The organism is Pseudomonas syringae, from assembly GCF_001698815.1.
Taxonomy (GTDB): Bacteria; Pseudomonadota; Gammaproteobacteria; order Pseudomonadales; family Pseudomonadaceae; genus Aquipseudomonas; species Aquipseudomonas syringae_A.
In genome coordinates this window covers 13,821-35,739 of sequence record NZ_LGSI01000052.1, presented here as the reverse complement: position 1 = coordinate 35,739, position 21,919 = coordinate 13,821, and the positions used below count along the sequence as shown (strand labels likewise).

Below are 21,919 nucleotides of genomic sequence, written 5' to 3'. Positions count from 1 at the left end.
GCGTTCGCGGGCAAGCCTCGCTCCAACGGACGGCTATCCATTGATCGCCTTCGAGGTGAGATTTTGAGCACCATGCTGTACTGTATATATAAACAGTACAGAGAAAATCCCCATGTCGCTGATTTTCCCGCCTCGTGGCCGCGGCACGGCCAGCAATCCGCACAACCGTTTTGCGCCGAATCGCTCGGTTGCCGAGGATGACGGCTGGTATCAGGAAGTGCCCATGACCCAGGGCACGCAGGTCACCAGCGAAACCGCCAAGAGCATCATCACTCGCAACAGCTCGCCGGATATTCCCTTCGATCGCTCGATCAATCCTTATCGTGGCTGCGAACATGGCTGCATTTATTGCTATGCGCGCCCCAGCCATGCGTATTGGGACATGTCGCCGGGGCTCGACTTCGAGACCAAACTGATCGCCAAGACCAATGCCGCTGCCGTGCTGGAACAGCAGCTTTCCAAGCCAGGTTACAAATGCGCGCCGATTACCCTGGGCGCGAATACCGATCCGTATCAGCCCATCGAACGCGAATACAAGATCACCCGCGCCGTGCTGGAAGTACTGCTGCGTTATCGGCATCCGGTGACGATCATCACCAAAGGCTCGCTGATCCTGCGTGACCTGGATTTGCTGGCCGAGTTGGCGAAACAGCGTCTGCTCTCGGTGTTCATCAGCCTGACCACGCTGGATGACGAACTCAAGCGCATCCTCGAACCCCGCGCCGCAGCGCCAAAGGCCCGATTGCGGGCGATTCGGGTGATGCGCGATGCAGGAATTCCGGTGGGCGTGCTGTGCGCGCCTATGATTCCGATGATCAATGACATGGAACTGGAAAGCCTGCTCAGCGAAGCCAAGGCCGCCGGGGCGTTGAGCGCCAGCTATGTGATGCTGCGTTTGCCGCTGGAGGTTGCGCCGCTGTTCGACGAATGGCTCCAGGCACATTATCCGCAGCGCGCCGAGCACGTGATGAGTCTGGTCCGGCAGGTTCGCGGCGGTGAGGTCTACGACAGCCGATTCGGCGTGCGCATGCGCGGTGAAGGCCCTTTTGCCGATCTTCTGGCGCAGCGCTACAGTATTGCCATCAAGCGCCTTGGGCTGAACAAGCGCGAAAGTTTCAGCCTGGATAGCGAGGCGTTCTGCCCGCCGGGCGGGCAGATGTCGTTGTTGTAACGGGTTGGCGGTAGAGTCTGTAAGTCGACTGAACGACGGCGACGAATATAATGTCGTATCGCCATGAGTGCCGAGTTAGAGCGTTGCATTAAGTTTCAATTAAGTTTTGGCGGTTAATGTGTAACACGCAATGAGTCAGCGGCCTCGTAAAATGGAATGTGCACCGCGCCGCTTTGACAGCCTCAAAGCTACCATCCACATCAATCCGTCAAAGAGGATGAGACATGAACGACATGGATAAGCAGACTTCGGCTGCATTGGCGGACGAACGGCCGCAAGCCGAATCCGCCGACGTTGCGCTTAAGCACATTGTTGATGGCTTCAAGCATTTCCGGCACGAAGTCTTCCCGCAACAAGAAGAACTGTTCAAGAAACTCGCAAACGCCCAACAACCCAGGGCGATGTTCATTACCTGCGCCGACTCACGCATCGTCCCGGAGCTGATTACCCAAAGTTCGCCGGGCGACCTGTTCGTTACACGTAACGTCGGTAACGTGGTTCCGCCCTATGGCCCCATGAATGGCGGCGTTTCCACGGCCATCGAATATGCGGTACTGGCTTTGGGTGTGCACCACATCATCGTTTGCGGCCACTCCGATTGCGGTGCCATGCGCGCGGTGCTCAACCCACAAACCCTCGAAAAAATGCCGACGGTAAAAGCCTGGTTACGCCACGCCGAAGTCGCGCGCATCGTGGTCGAAGACAACTGCCACTGCGCTGGCGAGACTGAAACCATGCATGTTCTCACCGAAGAGAACGTCATCGCCCAATTGCAGCACTTGCGTACTCACCCTTCTGTAGCGTCAAAAATGGCCAGTGGACAGCTATTCATCCACGGCTGGGTCTACGACATCGAGACCTGTGCAATCAGAGCCTACGACGCCGAACAAGATTGTTTCCTGCCTCTGGACGGCGACCATCCAACACCGATGGCCACGCCAAAACCGCGTTTCTAACGACGCGTTTTTAAATCTCGTACAAGTTCGTGGCGGCCCGCGTGTATCGCGCGCCGCACGGCATTGTCACGTCTGAAGAATCCCGGAGACTCGTCATGGGTATAGCTCAACTGAAATCTGTTTTACCACGGGAGCTGCTGGCTTCCGTGGTGGTATTCCTGGTGGCGCTGCCGCTGTGCATGGGGATCGCGATTGCGTCGGGCATGCCGCCCGCGAAAGGCTTGATAACCGGCATCATTGGCGGTCTGGTGGTGGGCTGGCTGGCCGGTTCGCCGTTGCAGGTCAGCGGTCCGGCTGCGGGCCTGGCGGTATTGGTGTTCGAGGTGGTGCGTGAACACGGGATGGCCATGTTGGGCCCGATCCTGTTGCTGGCTGGCTTGCTGCAAGTGCTGGCCGGACGCTTCAAGCTCGGCTGCTGGTTCAGGGTCACGGCGCCAGCGGTGGTCTACGGCATGCTGGCCGGGATTGGCGTGCTGATCGTGCTGTCGCAGGCGCACGTGATGTTCGATGGAGGGCCGAAACCCTCCGGCCTGGATAACCTGATCGGCTTCCCCGCGACGCTGGTTCAGGCCATCGGGCCAGGCACCGGCATGCAGGCCGGCATTCTCGGCCTGGGTACGATTCTGATCATGTGGTTGTGGGATAAATGGCGGCCGCAATCACTGCGTTTCGTACCGGGCGCCTTACTCGGCGTCGGCGTGGCGACGCTGGCCAGTCTGGCGCTGGCATTGCAGGTCAAGCGTGTTCAGGTGCCGGACAATCTGGCTGAAGCCATCGACTGGCTGCGCCCTGCGGATCTGCTGAATCTGGCCGATCCGGCGATTCTGGTGGCAGCCTTCGCCGTGGCGTTCATTGCCAGCGCGGAAACCCTGCTGTCGGCGGCCGCCGTGGATCGTATGCATGACGGCCAGCGTTCGGATTTCGACAAGGAACTGAGCGCCCAGGGCGTGGGTAACATGCTCTGCGGATTGTTGGGCGCGTTGCCAATGACGGGCGTGATTGTGCGCAGCTCGGCCAACGTCCAGGCCGGTGCGCGCACGCGCTTGTCGGCGATCTTTCACGGCGCATGGCTGCTGGCTTTCGTGTTGCTGCTGTCCAGTGTGCTACAAAGCATTCCGGTCGCGAGTCTGGCGGGCGTTCTGGTGTATACCGGCCTGAAGCTGGTGGATCTCAAGGCGTTTCGCGGTCTGGGTCGTTATGGCCGCATGCCGATGTTCACTTACGCGGCAACAGCGGCGGCGATTATCTTTACTGATCTGCTGACCGGCGTTCTGGTGGGTTTTGGTCTGACTCTGGTCAAACTGGCGCTGAAGGCTGCACGCTTGAAGATCAGCCTGATCCCGCTGGATGCCGAAGGTGAAATGGAGTTGCGTCTGGTAGGCGCTGCGACTTTCCTCAAGGTGCCCGCGTTGACCAAGGCGCTGGGCAACGTGCCCAACGGCACCACGCTGCATGTGCCACTGAACAACCTGAGCTACATCGACCATTCATGCCTGGAATTGCTGGAAGAATGGGGCCGGGCCAACGCCGCGCAGGGTTCGCGATTGATCATCGAACCTCGTGGTTTGAAGCGCCGACTGGAAGGCCGCGTGCGGACCACAGTGGGGGTTGGGTCGACGACGGGTTGAGCAAAACGTCGTAGGCGCTAATAAACAGGACTCGTAGGACCGGCTTCAGCCGGGAGGAGGCCGGTACATTCGCAACAGTTGCGTCGACAGGCCTTCCGCCCTCCCGGCTAAAGCCGGTCCTACGGGATACGCTCAACTTCAAATGGTTGTGATGAAGATCAAGCCTTGCTGCGCTCCAGCTCAAGACCCACGCCGAGCTGGCGCGACAGGCTTGGCCAGCGCTTCCAGGCGGCTTCCGTGTCCGGGCTGCTCAGGCGCTCGCGATAGGCTTCCACTGAGTCCAGGGCGAAGCTGTCCTCGTCCAGCATTTCATCCAGAGCATGGTGAACCGCTTCGTCGAGTTGGTTGGCGAAGGTCTCGCCGATCAGCTGATGAGCGATCACGCTGGCAACCGTGGTGTTGGACGGGATCAGCGGCTGGCCGAAATGCTTGATGTACAGGTCATTCACTTCTTCGACCAGACGATGGGCCAGATAGGCCTCGTCCAGCAGGCTGTCCAGCCCGTCATGACCCTGCATGATCGCAGGCGGCGCCGTGAAAAAGTGTTCGGCGATTTTCAGTACGGGTTTAATCTGCCCCTCGATACCCGCTTCGATAGACACTCCATGGGCCGCATCCAGCAGGTCCGGGACCAGATCGATGTACGCTGTCACGAAACGATTCAACACCCCTTTTGCATCAACCTCAGGAAGGTGGATTGCAGGATGCAGGTGCGGTAATTGAATTTCCAGTTGACGCAACAACTGGCCAGTAGTGGCCTCATGTTGATGGGCGTTTTGAATCTGCTCGCGCAAAGCGGCGGTGTTCATGAAGGCTCCTGACGGCGGTAAAACCAGGGGGTTGATAGGGAAAGTCTTAAGGTAGCCTGCTTGAGACGTTCGCTAAGACGTATTTGTCATAACAGATTCACATTTATGTGTAATGGCTATTAAAAAGGGCTTTTCGGACAAAAATACGCATTTATTCAAACTTATTAACAAAGCACATAGCCCACCCGGCGGTTTTTACCAGTGCGTTGCGTAGCTGATTCGCGTGGCTATACTCGCCATTGAAGGAAGCTGGCTGATGGCCGCAGCACTCGAAAAGTGTCTGACGCGGTCATGGTGTAGTTGACGTGGCAGCCACTCCCTTGAAGCTTGACCGCTGGTGAAGACCCGCGGGACAACAAGAATAAAAGGGGAACCCGTGATGACGCGTCATCCAACAGTTTGGATGGGCCTCCTGTTGTGGTTGATATTCGGCCAGGCGCATGCCGCCTGGACAGTGAATATGGCGCCGGGAGCGACCGAAACCAGCAGTGCGATTTTCGATCTGCACATGACCATTTTCTGGATCTGTGTGGTGATCGGTATCGTCGTTTTTGCCGCGATGTTCTGGTCGATCATTGTGCATCGGCGCTCCACCGGCCAGCAGGCCGCGCACTTTCATGAAAACACCAAAGTCGAAATCATGTGGACCATCGTGCCGCTGCTGATTCTGGTGGTCATGGCTATCCCGGCGACCAAAACCCTCATCAAGATGTACGACTCCAGTGAGTCTGATATCGATATCCAGATCACCGGCTACCAGTGGAAATGGCACTACAAGTACCTGGGCCAGGACGTCGAATTCTTCAGCAACCTGACCACCACGACCAATCAGATCCACAACCGCGACGACAAAGGCGAGCATTACCTGTTGGAGGTTGATGAGCCGCTGGTGTTGCCTGTGGGTGAAAAGGTGCGCTTCCTGGTGACCGGTGCCGACGTGATCCACTCCTGGTGGGTACCGGCTTTTGCGGTGAAGCGCGATGCGATACCGGGGTTCGTCAACGAAGCCTGGACCCGCATCGAAAAACCCGGCATCTATCGCGGCCAATGTACTGAACTGTGCGGCAAGGACCACGGGTTCATGCCCATTGTGGTCGAGGCCAAATCCAAGGCGGATTACGACACCTGGCTGGCGGGCCGCAAGGAAGAAAGCGCCAAGCTCAAGGAGCTGACCAGCAAGGACTGGACCCTCGAAGAACTCGTTGCCCGGGGCGACAAGGTCTACCACACCACTTGCGTGGCCTGTCATCAGGCCGAGGGCCAGGGCATGCCGCCGCTGTTCCCGGCGCTCAAAGGTTCGAAAGTAGCCACCGGACCGAAGGAAGAACACCTGAAAACGGTGTTCAACGGGCGACCGGGCACGGCGATGGCGGCGTTTGGCAAACAGCTATCGGAGGTCGATATCGCCGCCGTGGTGACTTACGAACGCCATGCGTGGGGCAACAACACCAACGATATGGTCACGCCCAAGGATGTGCTGGCTTTGAAGCAGGCGCAGAAATGAATCAGTTTACGTTCGGCGGCGAATTCTGTTGGAGCGTGCGGGCGGCGATTCCGACTTGCCCGCGAAGAGGTCGGTACACCCACAACATTTTTCCAGGCAGGAACATCGCCTTCGCGGGCAAGCCACGCTCCAACGAAAATACCAGCCAGATTCTGGCAGGAGACAGATCATGAGTGCAGTCATTGACGACCATGGCCTCGCGGGCCATGACCATGCACATGGCCCCGCCAAGGGCTTGATGCGTTGGGTGTTGACCACCAATCACAAGGATATCGGCACGCTGTACCTGTGGTTCAGCTTCACCATGTTCCTGCTGGGTGGTTCATTTGCCATGGTGATTCGCGCCGAGCTGTTTCAGCCGGGACTGCAAATCGTCGAGCCGGCATTCTTCAATCAGATGACCACCATGCATGGCCTGATCATGGTGTTCGGTGCGGTCATGCCGGCGTTCGTCGGGCTGGCGAACTGGATGATCCCGTTGATGATCGGTGCGCCGGACATGGCGCTGCCGAGGATGAACAACTTCAGTTTCTGGCTGCTGCCCGCTGCTTTTATATTACTGGTCTCGACCTTGTTCAGGGCAGGCGGCGGCCCGAATTTCGGCTGGACGTTCTACGCCCCGCTGTCGACGACCTACGCACCCGAAAGCGTGACCTTCTTTATATTTGCCATCCATATGATGGGGATAAGCTCGATCATGGGTGCCATTAACGTGGTCGCGACGATCCTCAATCTGCGCGCGCCCGGCATGACCCTGATGAAAATGCCGCTGTTCGTCTGGACCTGGCTGATCACCGCGTTCCTGCTGATTGCGGTGATGCCGGTGCTGGCCGGTTGCGTGACCATGATGCTGATGGACATCCATTTCGGCACCAGTTTTTTCAGCGCCGCAGGCGGCGGCGATCCGGTGTTGTTCCAGCATGTGTTCTGGTTCTTTGGCCATCCCGAGGTGTACATCATGATCCTGCCGGCCTTTGGCGCCGTCAGTTCGATCATTCCGGCGTTCTCGCGCAAACCCTTGTTCGGCTACACCTCCATGGTCTACGCCACGGCGAGCATTGCGTTCCTGTCGTTTCTGGTCTGGGCGCACCACATGTTCGTCGTGGGCATTCCGCTGGTGGGCGAGCTGTTCTTCATGTACGCCACCATGCTTATCGCCGTGCCGACCGGGGTGAAAGTGTTCAACTGGGTCAGCACCATGTGGCAGGGCTCGCTGACTTTCGAGACGCCGATGTTGTTTGCCGTGGCGTTTGTGATCCTGTTCAGCATAGGTGGATTTTCCGGCTTGATGCTGGCGATCGCGCCTGCGGATTTCCAGTACCAGGACACTTATTTCGTCGTCGCCCACTTCCACTACGTACTGGTGCCTGGCGCTATTTTCGGGATTTTCGCTTCGGCCTATTACTGGCTGCCGAAATGGACCGGCCACATGTACGACGAGACCCTGGGCAAGCTGCACTTCTGGCTGTCTTTCGTCGGCATGAACATGGCGTTCTTCCCGATGCACTTTGTGGGTCTGGCGGGCATGCCGCGTCGGGTGCCGGACTACAACCTGCAATTTGCCGACTTCAACATGGTGTCGTCCATCGGCGCGTTCACCTTTGGCGCGACGCAGATTTTCTTCCTGTTCATCGTGATCAAGACCATTCGCGGCGGCGAACCAGCACCCGCCAAACCTTGGGATGGAGCTGAAGGCCTGGAGTGGAGCATCCCGTCGCCCGCGCCGTATCACACCTTCACCACGCCGCCGGAGGTGAAATGAAAATGCTTGCTGAAGCCTGCTCCAGATGACCAACCCGAGCCCGAACAAACGCCTCGTCACCCGCCTGCTATTGATCGTAGTGGCGATGTTTGCGTTCGGCTTCGCGCTGGTGCCGCTGTACACCGTGATGTGCAAGGCGTTCGGCATCAATGGCAAAACCGGCGATGCCTATCAGGGCTCGCAGGTCATCGACCAGAGCCGCCGGGTGCGGGTGCAGTTTTTGTCGACCAATGCGGTGGACATGGTCTGGGGTTTTTATCCCAAGGCCGAGCAGCTGGAGGTTTACCCCGGCGCCGTCAACGAGATGCTGTTCATTGCCCAGAACCCCACCGACAAACCCATGACCGCGCAGGCGGTGCCGAGTATTTCACCGGGCGCAGCAGCGGTTTATTTCCACAAGACCGAATGTTTCTGCTTCACCCAGCAAGTGCTGCAACCGGGCCAGCGTATCGAAATGCCGGTGCGTTTCATTGTGGATCGCGACCTGCCCAAGGACGTGAAACACCTGACACTGGCCTACACGCTGTTCGACATTACCGCTCGCCAACCCCCTGCTGCGCGTGTCGCGAACAATGGCGGTTAGCAAGGAGAAGCATATGGCATCGCACGAGCACTATTACGTTCCGGCGCAGAGCAAATGGCCGATCATCGCCACCGTCGGCTTGCTGGTGACCATGTATGGCCTGGGCACCTGGTTCAACGACATGAAGGCCGCGCGCCCGGAATCTCATGGGCCGCTGATCTTCTTCGTCGGCGGATTGCTGATCGCCTACATGATGTTTGGCTGGTTCGGAACGGTCATCAAGGAAAGCCGCTCGGGCCTGTACAGCGCGCAGATGGACCGCTCGTTTCGCTGGGGCATGAGCTGGTTCATATTTTCCGAGGTGATGTTCTTCGTTGCTTTTTTCGGCGCACTGTTCTACATCCGCTATTGGTCCGGGCCGTGGCTGGGCGGCGAAGGCTCCAAGGCCATCGCGCACATGCTCTGGCCGAATTTCGAATACACCTGGCCGATGCTCAACACACCGGACCCGAAACTGTATCCGGCGCCCAAGGGCATTATCGACCCGTGGCATTTGCCGCTGATCAACACGATCCTGCTGGTCAGCTCCAGCGTGACCATCACCATCGCCCACCACGCGTTGAAAAAAGGCCATCGCGGCGCGCTGAAAATCTGGCTGGCGATCACCGTGCTGCTGGGCTTGAGCTTCCTGACCTTGCAAGCCGAAGAATATGTGCACGCTTATAAAGAGCTTGGCCTGACTCTGGGTTCGGGCATCTACGGCGCGACGTTTTTCATGCTCACCGGTTTTCACGGCGCACACGTCACCATCGGCACCATCATCCTGTTCGTGATGCTCATGAGGGTCCTGCGCGGGCATTTCGATGCCGAGCATCAATTCGGTTTCGAGGCGGCGAGCTGGTATTGGCACTTCGTGGACGTGGTGTGGATCGGGTTGTTTGTATTTGTGTATGTGCTGTAGGACCGGCTTTAGCCGGGAAAGCGCTCTCGCGGCTAAAGCCGCTCCTACGGAACGGTCATTGCAGAAGGTCGATTACCAAGTCACATGCGAAACCAGTCGACCGCTGTAAAAGCCCCAGGTAATCAGCGCCAGGGTAATGGCCGCCAGGCTGACGCGAATGGTCAGTGCTTTCACCAGACGCGTCGAGTGGCTGTCGTCCTTGACCAGAAAGAACAGGCCGCTGAACAGGCTGGCCGTGGTGGCGAAAAGCATCAGGACAATCGCTGCTTTGAGCATCAGGCAACTCCAGGAGCAAACGCGATGCAATGGAGTATAGGTGGGGACGCACAGTCAGGCCGGGCGCAGCGATGAAGCGTTTTGCGCCCGGCCTGCTGCCGACGTTGGTGGTGTTCACCTTGCTGCCGTGCCTGATCGCGCTCGGTTTCTGGCAGCTCGGTCGCGGCGAGGAAAAGCGGGTGATGCTCGCCCACTACGCCGAGCGCCGTGCGGCAGAACCGGTGCGGATCGAACAGTTGGTAACCAGCGCCGATCCGGCCTATCGCCGTGTACAGCTGCGCGGGCGCTTCGACCCTGAGCACAGTCAGTTGCTCGATAACAGTACGCGTGAAGGCAAGGTCGGCGTCGAGCTGCTCCAGCCCTTTCAGGATCAGGCCAGCGGACTGTGGATACTACTCAATCGCGGCTGGCTGCCATGGCCTGATCGCCGCACGCCACCACAGTTTCAGACCCCGGTTCAGCTGCTTGATGTCGAAGCCTGGGTTTACGTGGCCCCCGGCGCCACCTTCCAGTTGCACGCGGATACGGCCAACGCGCCATGGCCGCGACTGGTCACTGCGGTGGATGCGGGCAAGCTCTGGGCGGAACTGGCCCGCGACGGTTTTCCCCAGGAGTTGCGCATGGCGTCGGAGCTGGGCGCCTATCGGCTGGACTGGCCGCTGGTGGCAATGGGGCCGGAGAAACATCAGGGATACGCCGTGCAGTGGTTCGCGTTGGCGACCGCGCTGACGGGCCTTTATGTGTACCTGGGCTGGCACACCGCGCAGAGCAAGAACAAACCGAACAACAATAACAACGCCAAGGAGGACAACCATGGGAACGGTCATGAACCCCACCAGCACGTCTGAACCACGCCCGCCGCTGAACCGCCGCAAGGGTCGCTGGCAGCTGATTCTGGTATTGCTGGTGGCCATCGGCCCGATGATCCTCGCCACCAGCATGTACAAGTTCAAGTTCTGGTTGCCGGAAAACCGCAGCTTTCATGGCGAATTGATCGGCAATGGCCAAAGCCGCGCCGACCTCGGTGTGCAGGCCGACGAGTCGCGCTGGCAGCTGTTGGTCAGCGCGCCCAAGGCGTGTGAAGCCCAATGCCAGCACCTGGTGTATCTGGCCCGGCAGATTCAGATCGGCCTGGGGCGCGACGCGTCTCGGGCCAGTCACGCACTGGCCGCCGCCCAACCGCTGGACGCCGACTACACCGCCAGGTTGACCCGGGAATACCCGCAACTGCAGCGCTATCCGCTGGAGCTGCCGCGTTATCAAAAAACCGCGCCAGGCATCGAGGCGCCACAACTCTGGATCGTCGATCCCCACGGCAACCTTGTGCTGCGCTACGGCGTGGACGTGAATGGTAAGGACTTGCTCAACGATCTGCGCCAGCTGCTGAAACTGTCGAATATCGGATAGGGGGTCGTCATGACCAAGCCCGGATTTCGTCTTGCCCTGCTTGCCACGCTGCTGGCGCTGTTCGTGGTGTTACTCGGTGCCTACACGCGGCTGACCCATGCCGGGCTGGGTTGCCCTGACTGGCCGGGTTGTTACGGCTTCATCAGCGTGCCGGCCAGCGAGGCGCAGCTGGCCCACGCCGAGCTGCATTACCCGGACACGCCGGTCCATGCCGAAAAAGGCTGGAACGAGATGACCCATCGCTATTTCGCCGGAGGACTGGCGCTGCTGATTCTGCTGTTGGCGGCGCAGGCCTGGCAGCGGCGGCATATCGCGGGGCAACCGTTGAAACTGCCGCTGGTGCTGCTGGGCGTGGTGTTTGCCCAGGCGGCATTCGGCATGTGGACGGTAACCCTCAAGCTCTGGCCGCAAGTGGTCACCGCGCATTTACTGGGCGGCGTCGCAACCCTGAGCTTGCTGTTTCTACTGACGGTGCGCCTGAGTGGCGCTTTTCCGATTCAGCCGCAACTGCCGGTGCGACTGCGCCGTATGGCGGCCATCGGTATCTTGCTGGTGACCGTGCAAATCGCCTTGGGCGGCTGGGTCAGTTCCAATTATGCGGCGATGGCCTGCACTGATCTGCCGACGTGTCAGGGCCAATGGTGGCCGGATGCGGATTTCGCCAATGGCTTTCACCTGACGCAACACATCGGCCCGAATTATCTGGGCGGCAAACTCGACAGCGAAGCACGCACAGCGATTCACCTGACCCACCGCATCGGTGCGCTGCTGGTGACGTTTTCCCTGCTCGCCCTGGCGTGGCAGCTCAGGAAAGCCGGTTTCAAGGGCATGGCGATGCTGTTGCTGTTGGCGCTGGGTGTGCAGATTGGCCTGGGCATCAGCAATGTGCTTTTTCATCTGCCACTGGCGGTCGCCGTGGCGCATAACGCAGGCGGCGCGGCGTTGATGCTGAGTATGGTGCTGATTAATTTCCGGGTTCGGGTGGCGGTACCAGCAAGGATCGGCTCGTACTCGTTGGAGCGAGGCTTGCCCGCGAAGAGATCAGTATTCACAACAAAATTTTCGGGGCTCAATTATCGCCTTCGCGGGCAAGCCTCGCTCCAACGGACGTCACCGGATGAGAGATTCACTCCATGACCACACTAACCCGCGCCCAGCACAACCAGGCGCTCTGGCGCGACTATCTGGAGCTGACCAAGCCCAAGGTCGTGGTGCTGATGCTGATCACTTCGCTGGTGGGCATGTTTCTCGCGACGCGCGCGGGCGTGCCCTGGGCGGTGCTGGTGTTTGGCAATCTGGGCATCGCCTGCTGTGCCGGTGGCGCAGCGGTGGTCAACCATGTGGTGGATCGCCGGATCGACGCGCTGATGGCTCGCACCCATAAACGACCGATTGCCGTGGGCCGCGTGTCTCCACGCGCCGCACTGACGTTCGCGCTGACCCTGGCGTTGAGCGGCCAGGCGCTGCTGCTGACCTTCACCAACCAACTGACTGCGTGGCTGACGCTGGCTTCGTTGCTGGGTTACGCGGTGATCTATACCGGTTTTCTCAAGCGTGCCACGCCGCAGAACATTGTTATCGGCGGGCTGGCGGGAGCTGCGCCGCCACTGCTGGGCTGGGTCGCGGTCACCGGACACGTCAGCGCCGAACCGTTGTTGCTGATGCTGATTATCTTCGCCTGGACGCCACCGCATTTCTGGGCGCTGGCAATTCATCGCAAGGAGGAATACGCCAAGGCCGACATCCCGATGCTGCCGGTCACCCATGGCGAGCACTACACCAAAGTGCATATCGTGTTTTACACGCTGATCTTGCTGGCGGTCAGCCTGTTGCCGTATGTGATCCAGATGAGCGGCGTGTTGTATCTGCTCTGCGCCCTGGGACTTGGCGCGCGCTTCCTGCAATGGACCTGGGTGTTGTACCGTGGCGCTCGGCCGCACGCGGCGATGAATACCTTCAAGTACTCTATCTACTACTTGTTCCTGCTGTTCATCGCGCTGCTCGTAGACCACTACTTACTGTTGACCCTATGACTCGAACCCAGAAGACCGTTTTTATCCTCGCCGCCATCGTTGCCTTGATTCTCGGCCTGACCGTCAACCGCGTGCTGTCGGGTAAAGGCCAGGGCGAACAGACTGCGTTGATCGACGCCGGGGTCATCCTGCTGCCGCAAAGCCGCAGCCTGCCCGACCTGAAGATGACCAATCAAGATGGCCAGCCAGTGGTAGTCAGCGAGCTGAAAGACAAGTGGACGGTGCTGTTTTTCGGTTACACCTTCTGCCCGGACATTTGCCCGACCACCCTCGCCCAGCTGCGGCAGATCAAGAGCGAGCTGCCCAAGGACGTCCTGGCGAACCTGCGCGTGGTGCTGATCAGCGTCGATCCGAACCGCGACACGCCGGCGCAGCTCAAGCAATACCTGGGGTATTTCGACAAGGAGTTCATTGGCCTGACGGCGTCCGTTGCGGACATCCAGAAGCTGGCCAACGCGGTGAGCATCCCGTTCATACCCGCCGACACCAGCAAACCGAACTACACCGTGGACCACAGCGGCAACCTGGCCCTGCTCGGCCCGGACGGCACGCAACGCGGGTTCATTCGTGCGCCGTTGAATAATCAGAAGCTGGTGGCGCAATTGCCGGGGTTGTTGCAGCGCAAATAACCCCCAGCCCCCGCCCCCGTAGGAGCGGCTTTAGCCGCGAGGGGCGCGAGGATTATGCTCCGAACACCGCATCAGGCTGAATCAATGCGCAGTGCCGAATAATGTCCTCCCGGCTAAAGCCGGTCCTACGCTGCGGGCTCGCTGGTTTCAGATTAAAACGCTGGAACCACAGCGCCTTTGTACTTCTCAAGAATGAACGCTTTCACTTCCGGGCTCTGCAAGGCGGCGACGAGTTTTTTGACTGCGTCGGCGTCCTTGTTCTCGGTGCGGGTTACCAGGATGTTGGCGTAAGGCGATTCGGCACCTTCAATGATCAGCGCATCCTTGGTTGGATCAAGCTTGGCCGCCAGCGCAAAGTTGGTGTTGATCAACGCCAGGTCAACCTGAGTCAGCACCCGGGGCAGGGTTGCGGCTTCCAGTTCGCGGAACTTGAGGTTTTTCGGGTTCTGCAGCACGTCTCTAGGGGTCGACAGAATATTGTCCGGATCCTTCAGGGTGATCAGCCCAGCCTTGGCCAGCAGCAGCAGCGCACGGCCTTCGTTGGTGGCATCGTTAGGAATCGCGACGTTGGCGCCATCCGGCAGCTCGGCCAGGGATTTGAGCTTGTCCGAGTACGCGCCGAACGGTTCGACGTGAACCTTGCCGACACTGACCAGATCAGTGCCCTTGCCTTTGTTGAACTCATCCAGATACGGCTGGTGCTGGAAGAAGTTGGCGTCCATGCGCTTTTCCGCCACCTGCAGGTTCGGCTGCACGTAATCGTTGAAGACCTTGATCTGCAGGTCCACGCCTTCTTTGGCCAGCGTCGGTTTCACGAACTCGAGAATCTCGGCGTGGGGCACGGCGCTGGCAGCGACGGTCAGGGTTTCATCGGCGTGCGCGGACAACGCGGCCACAGCGGCAAATACGGCCAACAGCTTTTTCATGGATCAACTCCCTTGAGTGCCCGCCGTGTGGCGGGCATTTGCTGGTTCATCACCAGCCAATTCAATTATCGGTGCGTGTAGTGCGCGACCAGTTTGTCGCCGATGGTTTGCAGGATCTGCACCAGCACCAACAGCAATACGACCGTCACGAACATCACATCGTTCTGGAAACGCTGGTAGCCGTAGCGAATCGCCAGATCACCCAGGCCGCCAGCGCCGACGGCACCGGCCATTGCAGTAAACGACACCAGCGCAATCGCGGTCACAGTAATCGCCGCAAGAATGCCGGGGCGCGCTTCCGGCAGCAGCGCCTTGACGATGATCTGCCGCGTCGTGGCGCCCATGGCCTGGGTCGCTTCGATGATGCCTTTGTCGACTTCACGCAGCGCTGTTTCGACCAATCGCGCGAAGAACGGCGTGGCCCCGGCGATCAGCGGCGGCAAGGTGCCGAGGATCCCCAGTGAAGTGCCGGTGATGATCTGCGTCAGCGGCATCATCACAATCAGCAAAATGATGAACGGCAAGGCGCGCAGCAGGTTGACCACGATCGACAGCACCGAATATAGCGGCTTGTTTTCCAGCAACTGGCGCGGCGAAGTGAGGAACAGCAGCACGCCCAGCGGCAGGCCGAACAGCACCGTGAAGCCCAGCGAAACCACCAGCATGTTCAGGGTATCGCCGGTGGCGATCCAGATTTCCTGCCAGTCGACGTTGGAAAACAGTTCGATGAAAGCTTGCATCAGCGCAGCACCTCCATGTCGACATCCGCAGCGGTGAAGCGCGCGAACGCGGCGTCCATGTCGCCGCCGGTGATGGCCAGCGTCAGTTGCCCGTAAGGGGTGTCTTTGATGCGGTCGATACGACCGGCGAGGATGCTGTAGTCGACGCCGGTTTCCCGGGCGACAGTGCCCAGCAGCGGTGCGTAAGTGGCCTGGCCCTGGAACGTCAGGCGCACGATGCGGCCTTCGACATGGGCGAAGTCATCGCGCTGTTCGCTTTCGTCGATCTGCTCGTGTTCCTGAACAAAGCGTTTGGTGGTCGCGTGCTGCGGATGCAGGAACACGTCCGCCACGGTGCCCTGCTCGACAATCACACCGGCATCCATCACCGCCACGTGATCGCAGACACGACGAATCACGTCCATCTCGTGGGTGATCAACACGATGGTCAGCTTCAACTCGCGATTGATCTCGGCCAGCAATTGCAGGACCGACGCCGTGGTCTGCGGGTCCAGCGCGCTGGTGGCTTCATCGCAGAGCAGGATTTTCGGCTTGGTGGCCAGGGCGCGGGCGATGCCGACGCGCTGTTTCTGACCGCCGGACAGCTGCGACGGATACTTCTTCGCGTGATCGGACAAGCCCACGCGCTCCAGCAATTCCGCGACGCGCTGGTCGATCTGTTTGCGGGACATGTCGCCCGCCAGCGTCAGCGGCATGGCAACGTTGTCGGCCACGGTCTTGGACGCCAGCAAGTTGAAGTGCTGGAAGATCATCCCGACCTGCTGGCGGAAGCGCCGCAAGCCGTTGGCGTCCAGTGCCGTGACATCTTCGTCGTCGACAATGATCTGCCCGCCGCTCGGGGTTTCCAGGCGATTGATCAGGCGCAGCAAGGTGCTTTTGCCGGCGCCGGAATGGCCGATGAGGCCGAACACCTGGCCGTCTTCGACGCGCAGGCTGGTGGGGTGCAGGGCCGGAATTTCCTTGCCTGCCACCCGATAGGTTTTGTGGACGTTATGAAACTCGATCACGTAGCGAACCTTGTGGGGGCGCGGTAAAAAATCAGCGCAGTGGCAGGACGCACACGGGCTGCTTCGCAGCGGCTGGATAAGCCGGGCGCGCATTTTAGCCTGTCCGCCAAGAGGTATTTAGCATTTATTTCATAAGCGGCCTGCGATTTTGGCATAAGGCGATCAGTGGTTTCACAAAAAACGGTCCGGTTGGAGCGCGACCCACCCGATACCGGCCAACCGAAGATTGAAAAATTCACGGAACGGCTGATTTTCTCCCCGGTCACTTAATGAGCACCGCGACTTCCCCCTTTACCGTGCGGGGGAATTCCGCTTGTTTGAGCCCTGCCGAATCGAGCATACGGGCCGTTCTGAACCGAGGAGTTTTTGCCTGATGGCTACTAAAAAGACACCCATTGCACCCACCACCAAAAGTGACCTGGCCGGCACCGATACGCTCGACCGGGGCAATACCAACGAAAAGCTCGAGAGCCTCGAAAAATTTCGCTCCGACGCCACCAACCAGGCCCTGCGCACCAATCAGGGCGTGAAAGTTTCCGATAACCAGAACACGCTGAAAGTGGGCGCGCGCGGTCCATCGCTGCTTGAAGATTTCATCATGCGCGAGAAGATCACCCACTTTGACCACGAGCGCATCCCGGAGCGGATCGTCCACGCCCGTGGTACCGGCGCTCACGGTTATTTCCAGACGTATGAAAATCACTCCGCGCTGAGCAAGGCTGAATTCCTGCGCGATCCGGGCAAGAAAACCCCGGTGTTCGTGCGTTTCTCTACCGTTCAAGGCCCGCGTGGCTCGGGCGATACCGTGCGTGACGTGCGTGGTTTCTCGGTCAAGTTCTATACCGGCGAAGGCAACTACGATCTGGTCGGCAACAACATGCCGGTGTTTTTCATCCAGGACGCGATCAAGTTTCCGGACTTCGTTCACGCCGTGAAGCCTGAGCCGCATAACGAAATCCCGACTGGCGGTTCCGCCCACGATACGTTCTGGGATTTCGTTTCGCTGGTGCCGGAATCGGCGCACATGGTGCTCTGGACCATGTCCGACCGCGCGATCCCGAAAAGCCTGCGCACCATGCAGGGCTTCGGCATTCACACCTTCCGCATGATCAACACCGAAGGTAAGTCGACCTTCGTCAAGTTCCACTGGAAACCCAAGTTCGGCACCTGCTCGCTGGTCTGGGACGAAGCCCAGAAACTCGCCGGCAAGGACACTGACTTCCACCGCCGCGACCTGTGGGAATCCATCGAGACTGGTGATTACCCTGAATGGGAGCTGGGCGTGCAGATCGTGGCCGAAGAAGACGAGCACACGTTCGACTTCGACCTGCTCGATCCGACCAAAATCATCCCCGAAGAGCTGGTACCGGTAACGCCGCTGGGCAAAATGGTGCTCAATCGCAACCCGGACAACTTCTTTGCGGAAACCGAGCAAGTCGCATTCTGCCCTGGCCACATCGTGCCCGGCATCGACTTCTCCAACGATCCGCTGCTGCAAGGTCGCCTGTTTTCCTACACCGACACTCAGATCAGCCGCCTGGGCGGGCCGAACTTCCACGAAATCCCGATCAACCGCCCGGTTGCGCCTAACCATAATGGTCAACGTGATGCGCAGCACCGTACGACCATCGACAAAGGCCGTGCGAGTTACGAGCCGAATTCGATTGATGGCGGCTGGCCGAAAGAAACCCCGGCTGGCCCGGTAGACGGCGGCTTCGAGACGTATCACGAGCGCGTTGAAGCCCATAAAGTGCGCGAGCGTAGCGAGTCGTTCGGCGATCACTTCTCTCAGGCGACGCTGTTTTTCAACAGCATGAGCCACCACGAGAAAGAGCACATCATTGCCGCGTATAGCTTCGAGTTGGGCAAAGTTGAGCGCGAACACATTCGTGCGCGTCAGGTAAATGAAATCCTCGCCAACATTGATCTGGAATTGGCCAGCCGCGTTGCCGCGAACCTGGGCCTGCCTGCGCCGAAAGCCGGCACCGTGCCCGCCAAGTCGACGTCCATCAAGGAGTCGCCATTGCTGAGCCAGGCCAACCTGCTTTCCGGGGACATCGTGTCGCGCAAAGTGGCAATTCTGGTGGCTGACGGCGTGGACGACAAAGCCGTGGCTGCGATGAAAGCCGCGCTGGAGGCGCAAGGCGCTCATTCCAAAGCGCTCGGTCCGACCTCGGCGCCGGTAAAGACGGCTGGTGGCGCGACGCTGGCGGTGGACGCTTCAATGGAAGGCCTGCCTTCGGTTGCGTTCGACGCGGTGTTCATTCCGGGCGGTGCCGCTTCGGTCAAGGCACTGAGTGGCGATGGCGTGGCATTGCACTATGTGCTGGAAGCCTACAAGCATCTCAAGGCCATCTCGTTCAGCGGCGAAGCCAAGGAATTGGTGAAACTGCTGCATCTGGATCTGGATGCCGGGTTGCTGGAAGTCGCCGATAGCGCGTCGTTCAAGACGTTCTTTGATGCGATTGCCCAGCATCGGGTCTGGGCTCGCGAGCCTAAGGCCAAGGCGATTCCAGCTTAAGCGGAGGGGCAAACCTTGTTGGCGAGGCGGCGTGTCAGCTACGCCCTCTCGCCAACAAGTTCGTTCCTACGCAGACGGTGTGAAAACGTCACGCGAACGCAAGACAACCCAAATCAGGTAGGACCGGACTTGTCCGGGAAAGCGTCGGGTCAGGCAATGAAGCGAAGGCTGGCTGACTGGAGTGCTCGGCTGGCCTCTTCGGGGACAAGTCCCCTCCTACACAGACTGTACAGTTCGGTTCCGGCTTGAAGTTACAACTGAGCAGGCTTGAGCACGATCTGGGCCTTCTCATTGCGCTCGATCACGCGGCGCAGATCCAGCTCGAAATCCGGATTGATCTTGTTCACCCGCTTGGTCAGCAATGTGGCCAGCCATGGGTAATCTTCAGTGCGCGGCACTTGTAGCACCACATCACAATTGAACGCGACAGTATCAGCGGCGATGGCATCCAGTTGGCGACGCAGTTGCGCCATATCGCCAATTTTCAAGGCAATGGTCGTGCTTTCTGCCGTCGGATCGATCAGCTTGGCGATGCGCCTGGCTTCGGCTGCTTTCAAATCAGCTTCGGCCTTGTCCAGCTCGGCCTTACGGGCATGGGCAATGGCGCCGTTGACGCCACTGGTCAGCGCCGGAGCCTTGGGCATCAGCGCACGAGCGCGGCTCAGCGCCGTCGCGGCAGCATTAACGTCACCCTTTTGCAGCACGATCTGGCTGCGACTCAAATAAGCCTCGGCCAGACGCCGCTGGAACTGTTCCAGACGGATATCGGTGGGCGCAGCAGTTTGCAGCGCACCTAACTGATCTTCGGCAGTCGCCAACTCATTGCTGGTGATGCTCTGCTCCAGCTGCGCGAACGCGTCGGGCGGGGTTTCAGGCGCGGGGGCCTCAACGGTGGGCGCACTCTGACAGGCACCCAACAGGATGGAAAATGCGGCAAGCAGCAGATAACGGGATGCAAACGGCTTCATTCCTGCGATTCTCTAATTGCGCAAAAAACGAGCAAGTCTACACCGCCCGCTTGGGTAGAACAAAACTCAGCAGAAACAACGCTGCTGCCGACACAACAATCGAGGGTCCGGCGGGCGTGTCCTTGAACCATGACATGGACAGGCCAATACACACCGCAGCCACGCCCAGCAAGCTCGCGCCCAGTGCCATCTGCTCCGGCGAACGGGCGTGACGCTGTGCCGCAGCCGCCGGAATGATCAGCAAAGAGGTGATGAGCAAGACGCCGACAATTTTCATCGCTACGGCAATGACCACCGCAATCAGCAGCATCAAGGTCATGCGCAGCGCTGCCACGGGCAAACCTTCGACCCTGGCCAGTTCTTCATGCACAGTGATCGCCAGCAATGGCCGCCACAGCACGACGATCAACACCAGCACCGCCGCCGCGCCGCCGAGAATCCAGGCCAGATCCGTCGGGCTGATCGCCAGCAGATCGCCGAACAGATAAGCCATCAGATCGATGCGCACGTCGTGCATGAAGCTCAGCACCACAAGGCCCAGCGACAATGTGCTTGGCGCCAGAATCCCCAGCAGCGTGTCCGACGCCAGCGGCTGACGCTGTTGCAGGGTCACCAGCAGGATTGCCAGCAACAGGCAGCCGACAGTCACTGCGATGGTCGGGCTGACATCCAGCAAAAAGCCCAGGGCAACGCCCAACAATGCAGCGTGGGACAACGTGTCGCCAAAATAAGCCATGCGCCGCCAGACCACGAACGAGCCCAACGGCCCGGCCACCAGTGCCAGCGCCAGACCGGCAAGCAAGGCATACAGTAGAAAATCAGCCATGCTTGCAGCTATCTCCATGAACGTGATTGTGGGCATGAGGCGTAGGTTCGGCGGCGCCTTCGACCACTTCGCCATGCAGGTCATGGGCGTGGTCGTGATGGTGGTGATAGATCGCCAGGCTCTGGGCGTTTTTGCCGAACAGCTCGACGAACGCCGGATCATTACTGACTTGCTCCGGGTGACCGGAGCAGCACACATGGCGGTTCAGGCACACCACTTGATCGGTGGTGCTCATCACCAGATGCAAATCGTGGGAGACCATCAGCACGCCGCAGCCGTGACGATCCCGCAGACGCGTGATCAGGCTGTAAAGCTCGGCCTGGCCAGCAACGTCGACGCCTTGCACCGGCTCGTCCAGCACCAGCAATTCCGGTTCGCGCAACAATGCGCGGGCGAGCAGCACACGCTGCATTTCGCCGCCGGAAATACTCTGCAACGGGCTGTCGATGACCTTTTCGGCACCGACTTCGGCCAATGCGGCAAGGGCTGCCGCACGATCAACGCCCGGCACCAGACGCAAAAAGCGCAGCACCGACAGCGGCAATGTCGCGTCGATGTGCAGCTTTTGCGGCATGTAGCCGACGCGCAGTTTCGGCTTGCGCCAGACCGTGCCGGAATCCGGGGTGAGCAGGCCAAGCACCGCGCGCACCAGGGTGGTCTTGCCCGCGCCGTTGGGGCCGATCAACGTGACGATTTCCCCTGGCTTGACGCTCAGCTGAATGTTTTCCAGCACGTTTTGCCCGGATAGCGTGACGCGCACCTGCTCAAGAGTGATCAGTGCGTTGCTCATCAGGCTGCCTTGCAGCCGGAACAGATACCGACTATTTCCACGGTCTGACCTTCCACCGCGAAGCCGACTTCGGCAGCGGCGGCAATGACCGCATCGCTGATGGTCGGATGCTGCAGCTCAATGGCGGCGTGGCATTCCCGGCAAATCAGGAACTGGCCCTGATGCGCGTGGGTCGGGTGGTTGCAGCCGGTGAAGGCGTTAAGCGAGGCGATGCGATGCACCAGACCGTTTTCCAGCAGGAAATCCAGCGCCCGGTAAACCGTAGGCGGCGCGGCGCGGCGACCGTCTTCTTCGCTGAGGACCGCGAGGATGTCGTAGGCACCCAAGGGTTTATGACTGTGCCAGACCAACTCCAGGACGCGACGACGCAATGCGGTCAGGCGCAGGCCCTTCTCGGCGCAAAGCGCATCGGCTTCGGCGAGCGCGGTGTGCACGCAGTGGGAGTGATCATGGGGACGACTGGCCAACGGTGTTATAGGCAT

General features: G+C 59.7%; 22 protein-coding genes. 13 read left to right on the top strand and 9 right to left on the bottom strand.

Annotated features, from left to right (window positions below):
* Positions 1-112: 112 nt before the first annotated feature.
* The 3 genes from AFK24_RS18695 to AFK24_RS18685 all read left to right on the top strand — a co-directional run bounded on the left by AFK24_RS18695 (position 113) and on the right by AFK24_RS18685 (position 3,755).
* Entirely contained in the window at positions 113-1,171 is a 1,059-nt protein-coding gene (locus AFK24_RS18695; RefSeq protein ID WP_065834637.1) for a PA0069 family radical SAM protein, read from the top strand.
* 224 nt (positions 1,172-1,395) lie between these two features.
* Positions 1,396-2,127, top strand: coding sequence for a carbonic anhydrase (locus AFK24_RS18690; protein ID WP_065834636.1), 732 nt, complete (start codon positions 1,396-1,398; stop codon positions 2,125-2,127).
* A gap of 95 nt (positions 2,128-2,222) precedes the next feature.
* Positions 2,223-3,755, top strand: a complete 1,533-nt coding sequence (locus tag AFK24_RS18685; protein ID WP_065834635.1) for a SulP family inorganic anion transporter — start codon at positions 2,223-2,225, stop codon at positions 3,753-3,755.
* A gap of 158 nt (positions 3,756-3,913) precedes the next feature.
* Here the strand turns inward: AFK24_RS18685 and AFK24_RS18680 are convergent, their stop codons facing one another.
* Complete coding sequence (locus AFK24_RS18680) at positions 3,914-4,564, bottom strand: hypothetical protein (protein WP_065834634.1); 651 nt, start codon at positions 4,562-4,564, stop codon at positions 3,914-3,916.
* Between the two features lie 379 nt (positions 4,565-4,943).
* On the opposite strand from AFK24_RS18680, the gene coxB reads away from it, so the two are divergent.
* From coxB to AFK24_RS18660, 4 genes are all read left to right on the top strand, one after another.
* Positions 4,944-6,068: a cytochrome c oxidase subunit II gene (coxB, locus tag AFK24_RS18675; protein ID WP_065834633.1), complete on the top strand. Its 1,125-nt coding sequence runs from the start codon at positions 4,944-4,946 to the stop codon at positions 6,066-6,068.
* A gap of 169 nt (positions 6,069-6,237) precedes the next feature.
* Positions 6,238-7,830, top strand: a complete 1,593-nt coding sequence (gene ctaD, locus AFK24_RS18670) for a cytochrome c oxidase subunit I (RefSeq protein ID WP_065834632.1) — start codon at positions 6,238-6,240, stop codon at positions 7,828-7,830.
* 25 nt (positions 7,831-7,855) lie between these two features.
* Complete coding sequence (locus AFK24_RS18665) at positions 7,856-8,413, top strand: cytochrome c oxidase assembly protein (RefSeq protein ID WP_065834631.1); 558 nt, start codon at positions 7,856-7,858, stop codon at positions 8,411-8,413.
* A gap of 13 nt (positions 8,414-8,426) precedes the next feature.
* Positions 8,427-9,314, top strand: a complete 888-nt coding sequence (locus AFK24_RS18660; protein ID WP_065834630.1) for a cytochrome c oxidase subunit 3 — start codon at positions 8,427-8,429, stop codon at positions 9,312-9,314.
* Positions 9,315-9,386: 72 nt separating this feature from the next.
* Here AFK24_RS18660 and AFK24_RS18655 read toward each other — a convergent pair whose 3' ends face one another.
* Entirely contained in the window at positions 9,387-9,590 is a 204-nt protein-coding gene (locus AFK24_RS18655; RefSeq protein ID WP_020293377.1) for a twin transmembrane helix small protein, read from the bottom strand.
* A gap of 71 nt (positions 9,591-9,661) precedes the next feature.
* On the opposite strand from AFK24_RS18655, the gene AFK24_RS18650 reads away from it, so the two are divergent.
* From AFK24_RS18650 to AFK24_RS18630, 5 genes are read left to right on the top strand one after another with little or no spacing between them, the layout of a single operon-like run.
* Positions 9,662-10,438: an SURF1 family protein gene (locus AFK24_RS18650; protein ID WP_065834629.1), complete on the top strand. Its 777-nt coding sequence runs from the start codon at positions 9,662-9,664 to the stop codon at positions 10,436-10,438.
* Positions 10,404-10,997 (top strand): hypothetical protein, encoded by a 594-nt coding sequence (locus AFK24_RS18645; protein ID WP_065834628.1) that lies wholly within the window; start codon positions 10,404-10,406, stop codon positions 10,995-10,997. The genes AFK24_RS18650 and AFK24_RS18645 overlap by 35 nt, the downstream gene beginning before the upstream one ends.
* Positions 10,998-11,006: 9 nt before the next feature.
* Positions 11,007-12,134, top strand: coding sequence for a COX15/CtaA family protein (locus AFK24_RS18640; protein WP_065834627.1), 1,128 nt, complete (start codon positions 11,007-11,009; stop codon positions 12,132-12,134).
* Positions 12,131-13,030 (top strand): heme o synthase, encoded by a 900-nt coding sequence (gene cyoE / locus AFK24_RS18635; RefSeq protein ID WP_065834626.1) that lies wholly within the window; start codon positions 12,131-12,133, stop codon positions 13,028-13,030. Before AFK24_RS18640 ends, cyoE begins: the two co-directional genes overlap by 4 nt.
* Positions 13,027-13,659, top strand: coding sequence for an SCO family protein (locus tag AFK24_RS18630; protein ID WP_065834625.1), 633 nt, complete (start codon positions 13,027-13,029; stop codon positions 13,657-13,659). Before cyoE ends, AFK24_RS18630 begins: the two co-directional genes overlap by 4 nt.
* Before the next feature lie 152 nt (positions 13,660-13,811).
* Here AFK24_RS18630 and AFK24_RS18625 read toward each other — a convergent pair whose 3' ends face one another.
* From AFK24_RS18625 to AFK24_RS18615, 3 genes are all read right to left on the bottom strand, one after another.
* Positions 13,812-14,585, bottom strand: a complete 774-nt coding sequence (locus AFK24_RS18625; RefSeq protein WP_065834624.1) for a MetQ/NlpA family ABC transporter substrate-binding protein — start codon at positions 14,583-14,585, stop codon at positions 13,812-13,814.
* A gap of 65 nt (positions 14,586-14,650) precedes the next feature.
* Complete coding sequence (locus tag AFK24_RS18620) at positions 14,651-15,325, bottom strand: methionine ABC transporter permease (protein ID WP_065834623.1); 675 nt, start codon at positions 15,323-15,325, stop codon at positions 14,651-14,653.
* Positions 15,325-16,332, bottom strand: a complete 1,008-nt coding sequence (locus tag AFK24_RS18615) for a methionine ABC transporter ATP-binding protein (protein WP_020293367.1) — start codon at positions 16,330-16,332, stop codon at positions 15,325-15,327. The genes AFK24_RS18620 and AFK24_RS18615 overlap by 1 nt, the downstream gene beginning before the upstream one ends.
* A 373-nt stretch (positions 16,333-16,705) precedes the next feature.
* Between AFK24_RS18615 and katE the strand changes: the two genes are divergently transcribed.
* Complete coding sequence (katE, locus tag AFK24_RS18610; protein WP_065834622.1) at positions 16,706-18,853, top strand: catalase HPII; 2,148 nt, start codon at positions 16,706-16,708, stop codon at positions 18,851-18,853.
* 251 nt (positions 18,854-19,104) lie between these two features.
* Here the strand turns inward: katE and AFK24_RS18605 are convergent, their stop codons facing one another.
* Genes AFK24_RS18605 through AFK24_RS18590 form a run of 4 tightly spaced genes read right to left on the bottom strand, consistent with a single transcriptional unit; the run spans position 19,105 to position 21,919 of the window.
* Positions 19,105-19,821 (bottom strand): PA5502 family lipoprotein, encoded by a 717-nt coding sequence (locus AFK24_RS18605; protein WP_065834621.1) that lies wholly within the window; start codon positions 19,819-19,821, stop codon positions 19,105-19,107.
* A gap of 37 nt (positions 19,822-19,858) precedes the next feature.
* Entirely contained in the window at positions 19,859-20,647 is a 789-nt protein-coding gene (znuB, locus tag AFK24_RS18600; protein ID WP_065834620.1) for a zinc ABC transporter permease subunit ZnuB, read from the bottom strand.
* Positions 20,640-21,437, bottom strand: coding sequence for a zinc ABC transporter ATP-binding protein ZnuC (gene znuC / locus AFK24_RS18595; protein ID WP_065834619.1), 798 nt, complete (start codon positions 21,435-21,437; stop codon positions 20,640-20,642). Before znuC ends, znuB begins: the two co-directional genes overlap by 8 nt.
* A complete protein-coding gene (locus tag AFK24_RS18590; protein ID WP_065834618.1) occupies positions 21,437-21,919 on the bottom strand; it encodes a Fur family transcriptional regulator in 483 nt (160 codons plus the stop codon). The genes znuC and AFK24_RS18590 overlap by 1 nt, the downstream gene beginning before the upstream one ends.

Coding starts and splice junctions, on each gene's coding strand:
- ctaD (WP_065834632.1), top strand. CDS start 6,238: ATGAGTGCAGTCATTGACGACCATGGCCTCGCGGGCCATGACCATGCA.
- AFK24_RS18630 (WP_065834625.1), top strand. CDS start 13,027: ATGACTCGAACCCAGAAGACCGTTTTTATCCTCGCCGCCATCGTTGCC.
- AFK24_RS18590 (WP_065834618.1), bottom strand. CDS start 21,919: ATGCCTATAACACCGTTGGCCAGTCGTCCCCATGATCACTCCCACTGC.
- AFK24_RS18645 (WP_065834628.1), top strand. CDS start 10,404: ATGGGAACGGTCATGAACCCCACCAGCACGTCTGAACCACGCCCGCCG.
- AFK24_RS18655 (WP_020293377.1), bottom strand. CDS start 9,590: ATGCTCAAAGCAGCGATTGTCCTGATGCTTTTCGCCACCACGGCCAGC.
- cyoE (WP_065834626.1), top strand. CDS start 12,131: ATGACCACACTAACCCGCGCCCAGCACAACCAGGCGCTCTGGCGCGAC.
- AFK24_RS18640 (WP_065834627.1), top strand. CDS start 11,007: ATGACCAAGCCCGGATTTCGTCTTGCCCTGCTTGCCACGCTGCTGGCG.
- znuC (WP_065834619.1), bottom strand. CDS start 21,437: ATGAGCAACGCACTGATCACTCTTGAGCAGGTGCGCGTCACGCTATCC.
- AFK24_RS18660 (WP_065834630.1), top strand. CDS start 8,427: ATGGCATCGCACGAGCACTATTACGTTCCGGCGCAGAGCAAATGGCCG.
- AFK24_RS18665 (WP_065834631.1), top strand. CDS start 7,856: ATGACCAACCCGAGCCCGAACAAACGCCTCGTCACCCGCCTGCTATTG.
- katE (WP_065834622.1), top strand. CDS start 16,706: ATGGCTACTAAAAAGACACCCATTGCACCCACCACCAAAAGTGACCTG.
- AFK24_RS18680 (WP_065834634.1), bottom strand. CDS start 4,564: ATGAACACCGCCGCTTTGCGCGAGCAGATTCAAAACGCCCATCAACAT.
- AFK24_RS18625 (WP_065834624.1), bottom strand. CDS start 14,585: ATGAAAAAGCTGTTGGCCGTATTTGCCGCTGTGGCCGCGTTGTCCGCG.
- AFK24_RS18620 (WP_065834623.1), bottom strand. CDS start 15,325: ATGCAAGCTTTCATCGAACTGTTTTCCAACGTCGACTGGCAGGAAATC.
- coxB (WP_065834633.1), top strand. CDS start 4,944: ATGACGCGTCATCCAACAGTTTGGATGGGCCTCCTGTTGTGGTTGATA.
- AFK24_RS18605 (WP_065834621.1), bottom strand. CDS start 19,821: ATGAAGCCGTTTGCATCCCGTTATCTGCTGCTTGCCGCATTTTCCATC.
- AFK24_RS18685 (WP_065834635.1), top strand. CDS start 2,223: ATGGGTATAGCTCAACTGAAATCTGTTTTACCACGGGAGCTGCTGGCT.
- AFK24_RS18650 (WP_065834629.1), top strand. CDS start 9,662: ATGAAGCGTTTTGCGCCCGGCCTGCTGCCGACGTTGGTGGTGTTCACC.
- AFK24_RS18695 (WP_065834637.1), top strand. CDS start 113: ATGTCGCTGATTTTCCCGCCTCGTGGCCGCGGCACGGCCAGCAATCCG.
- znuB (WP_065834620.1), bottom strand. CDS start 20,647: ATGGCTGATTTTCTACTGTATGCCTTGCTTGCCGGTCTGGCGCTGGCA.
- AFK24_RS18690 (WP_065834636.1), top strand. CDS start 1,396: ATGAACGACATGGATAAGCAGACTTCGGCTGCATTGGCGGACGAACGG.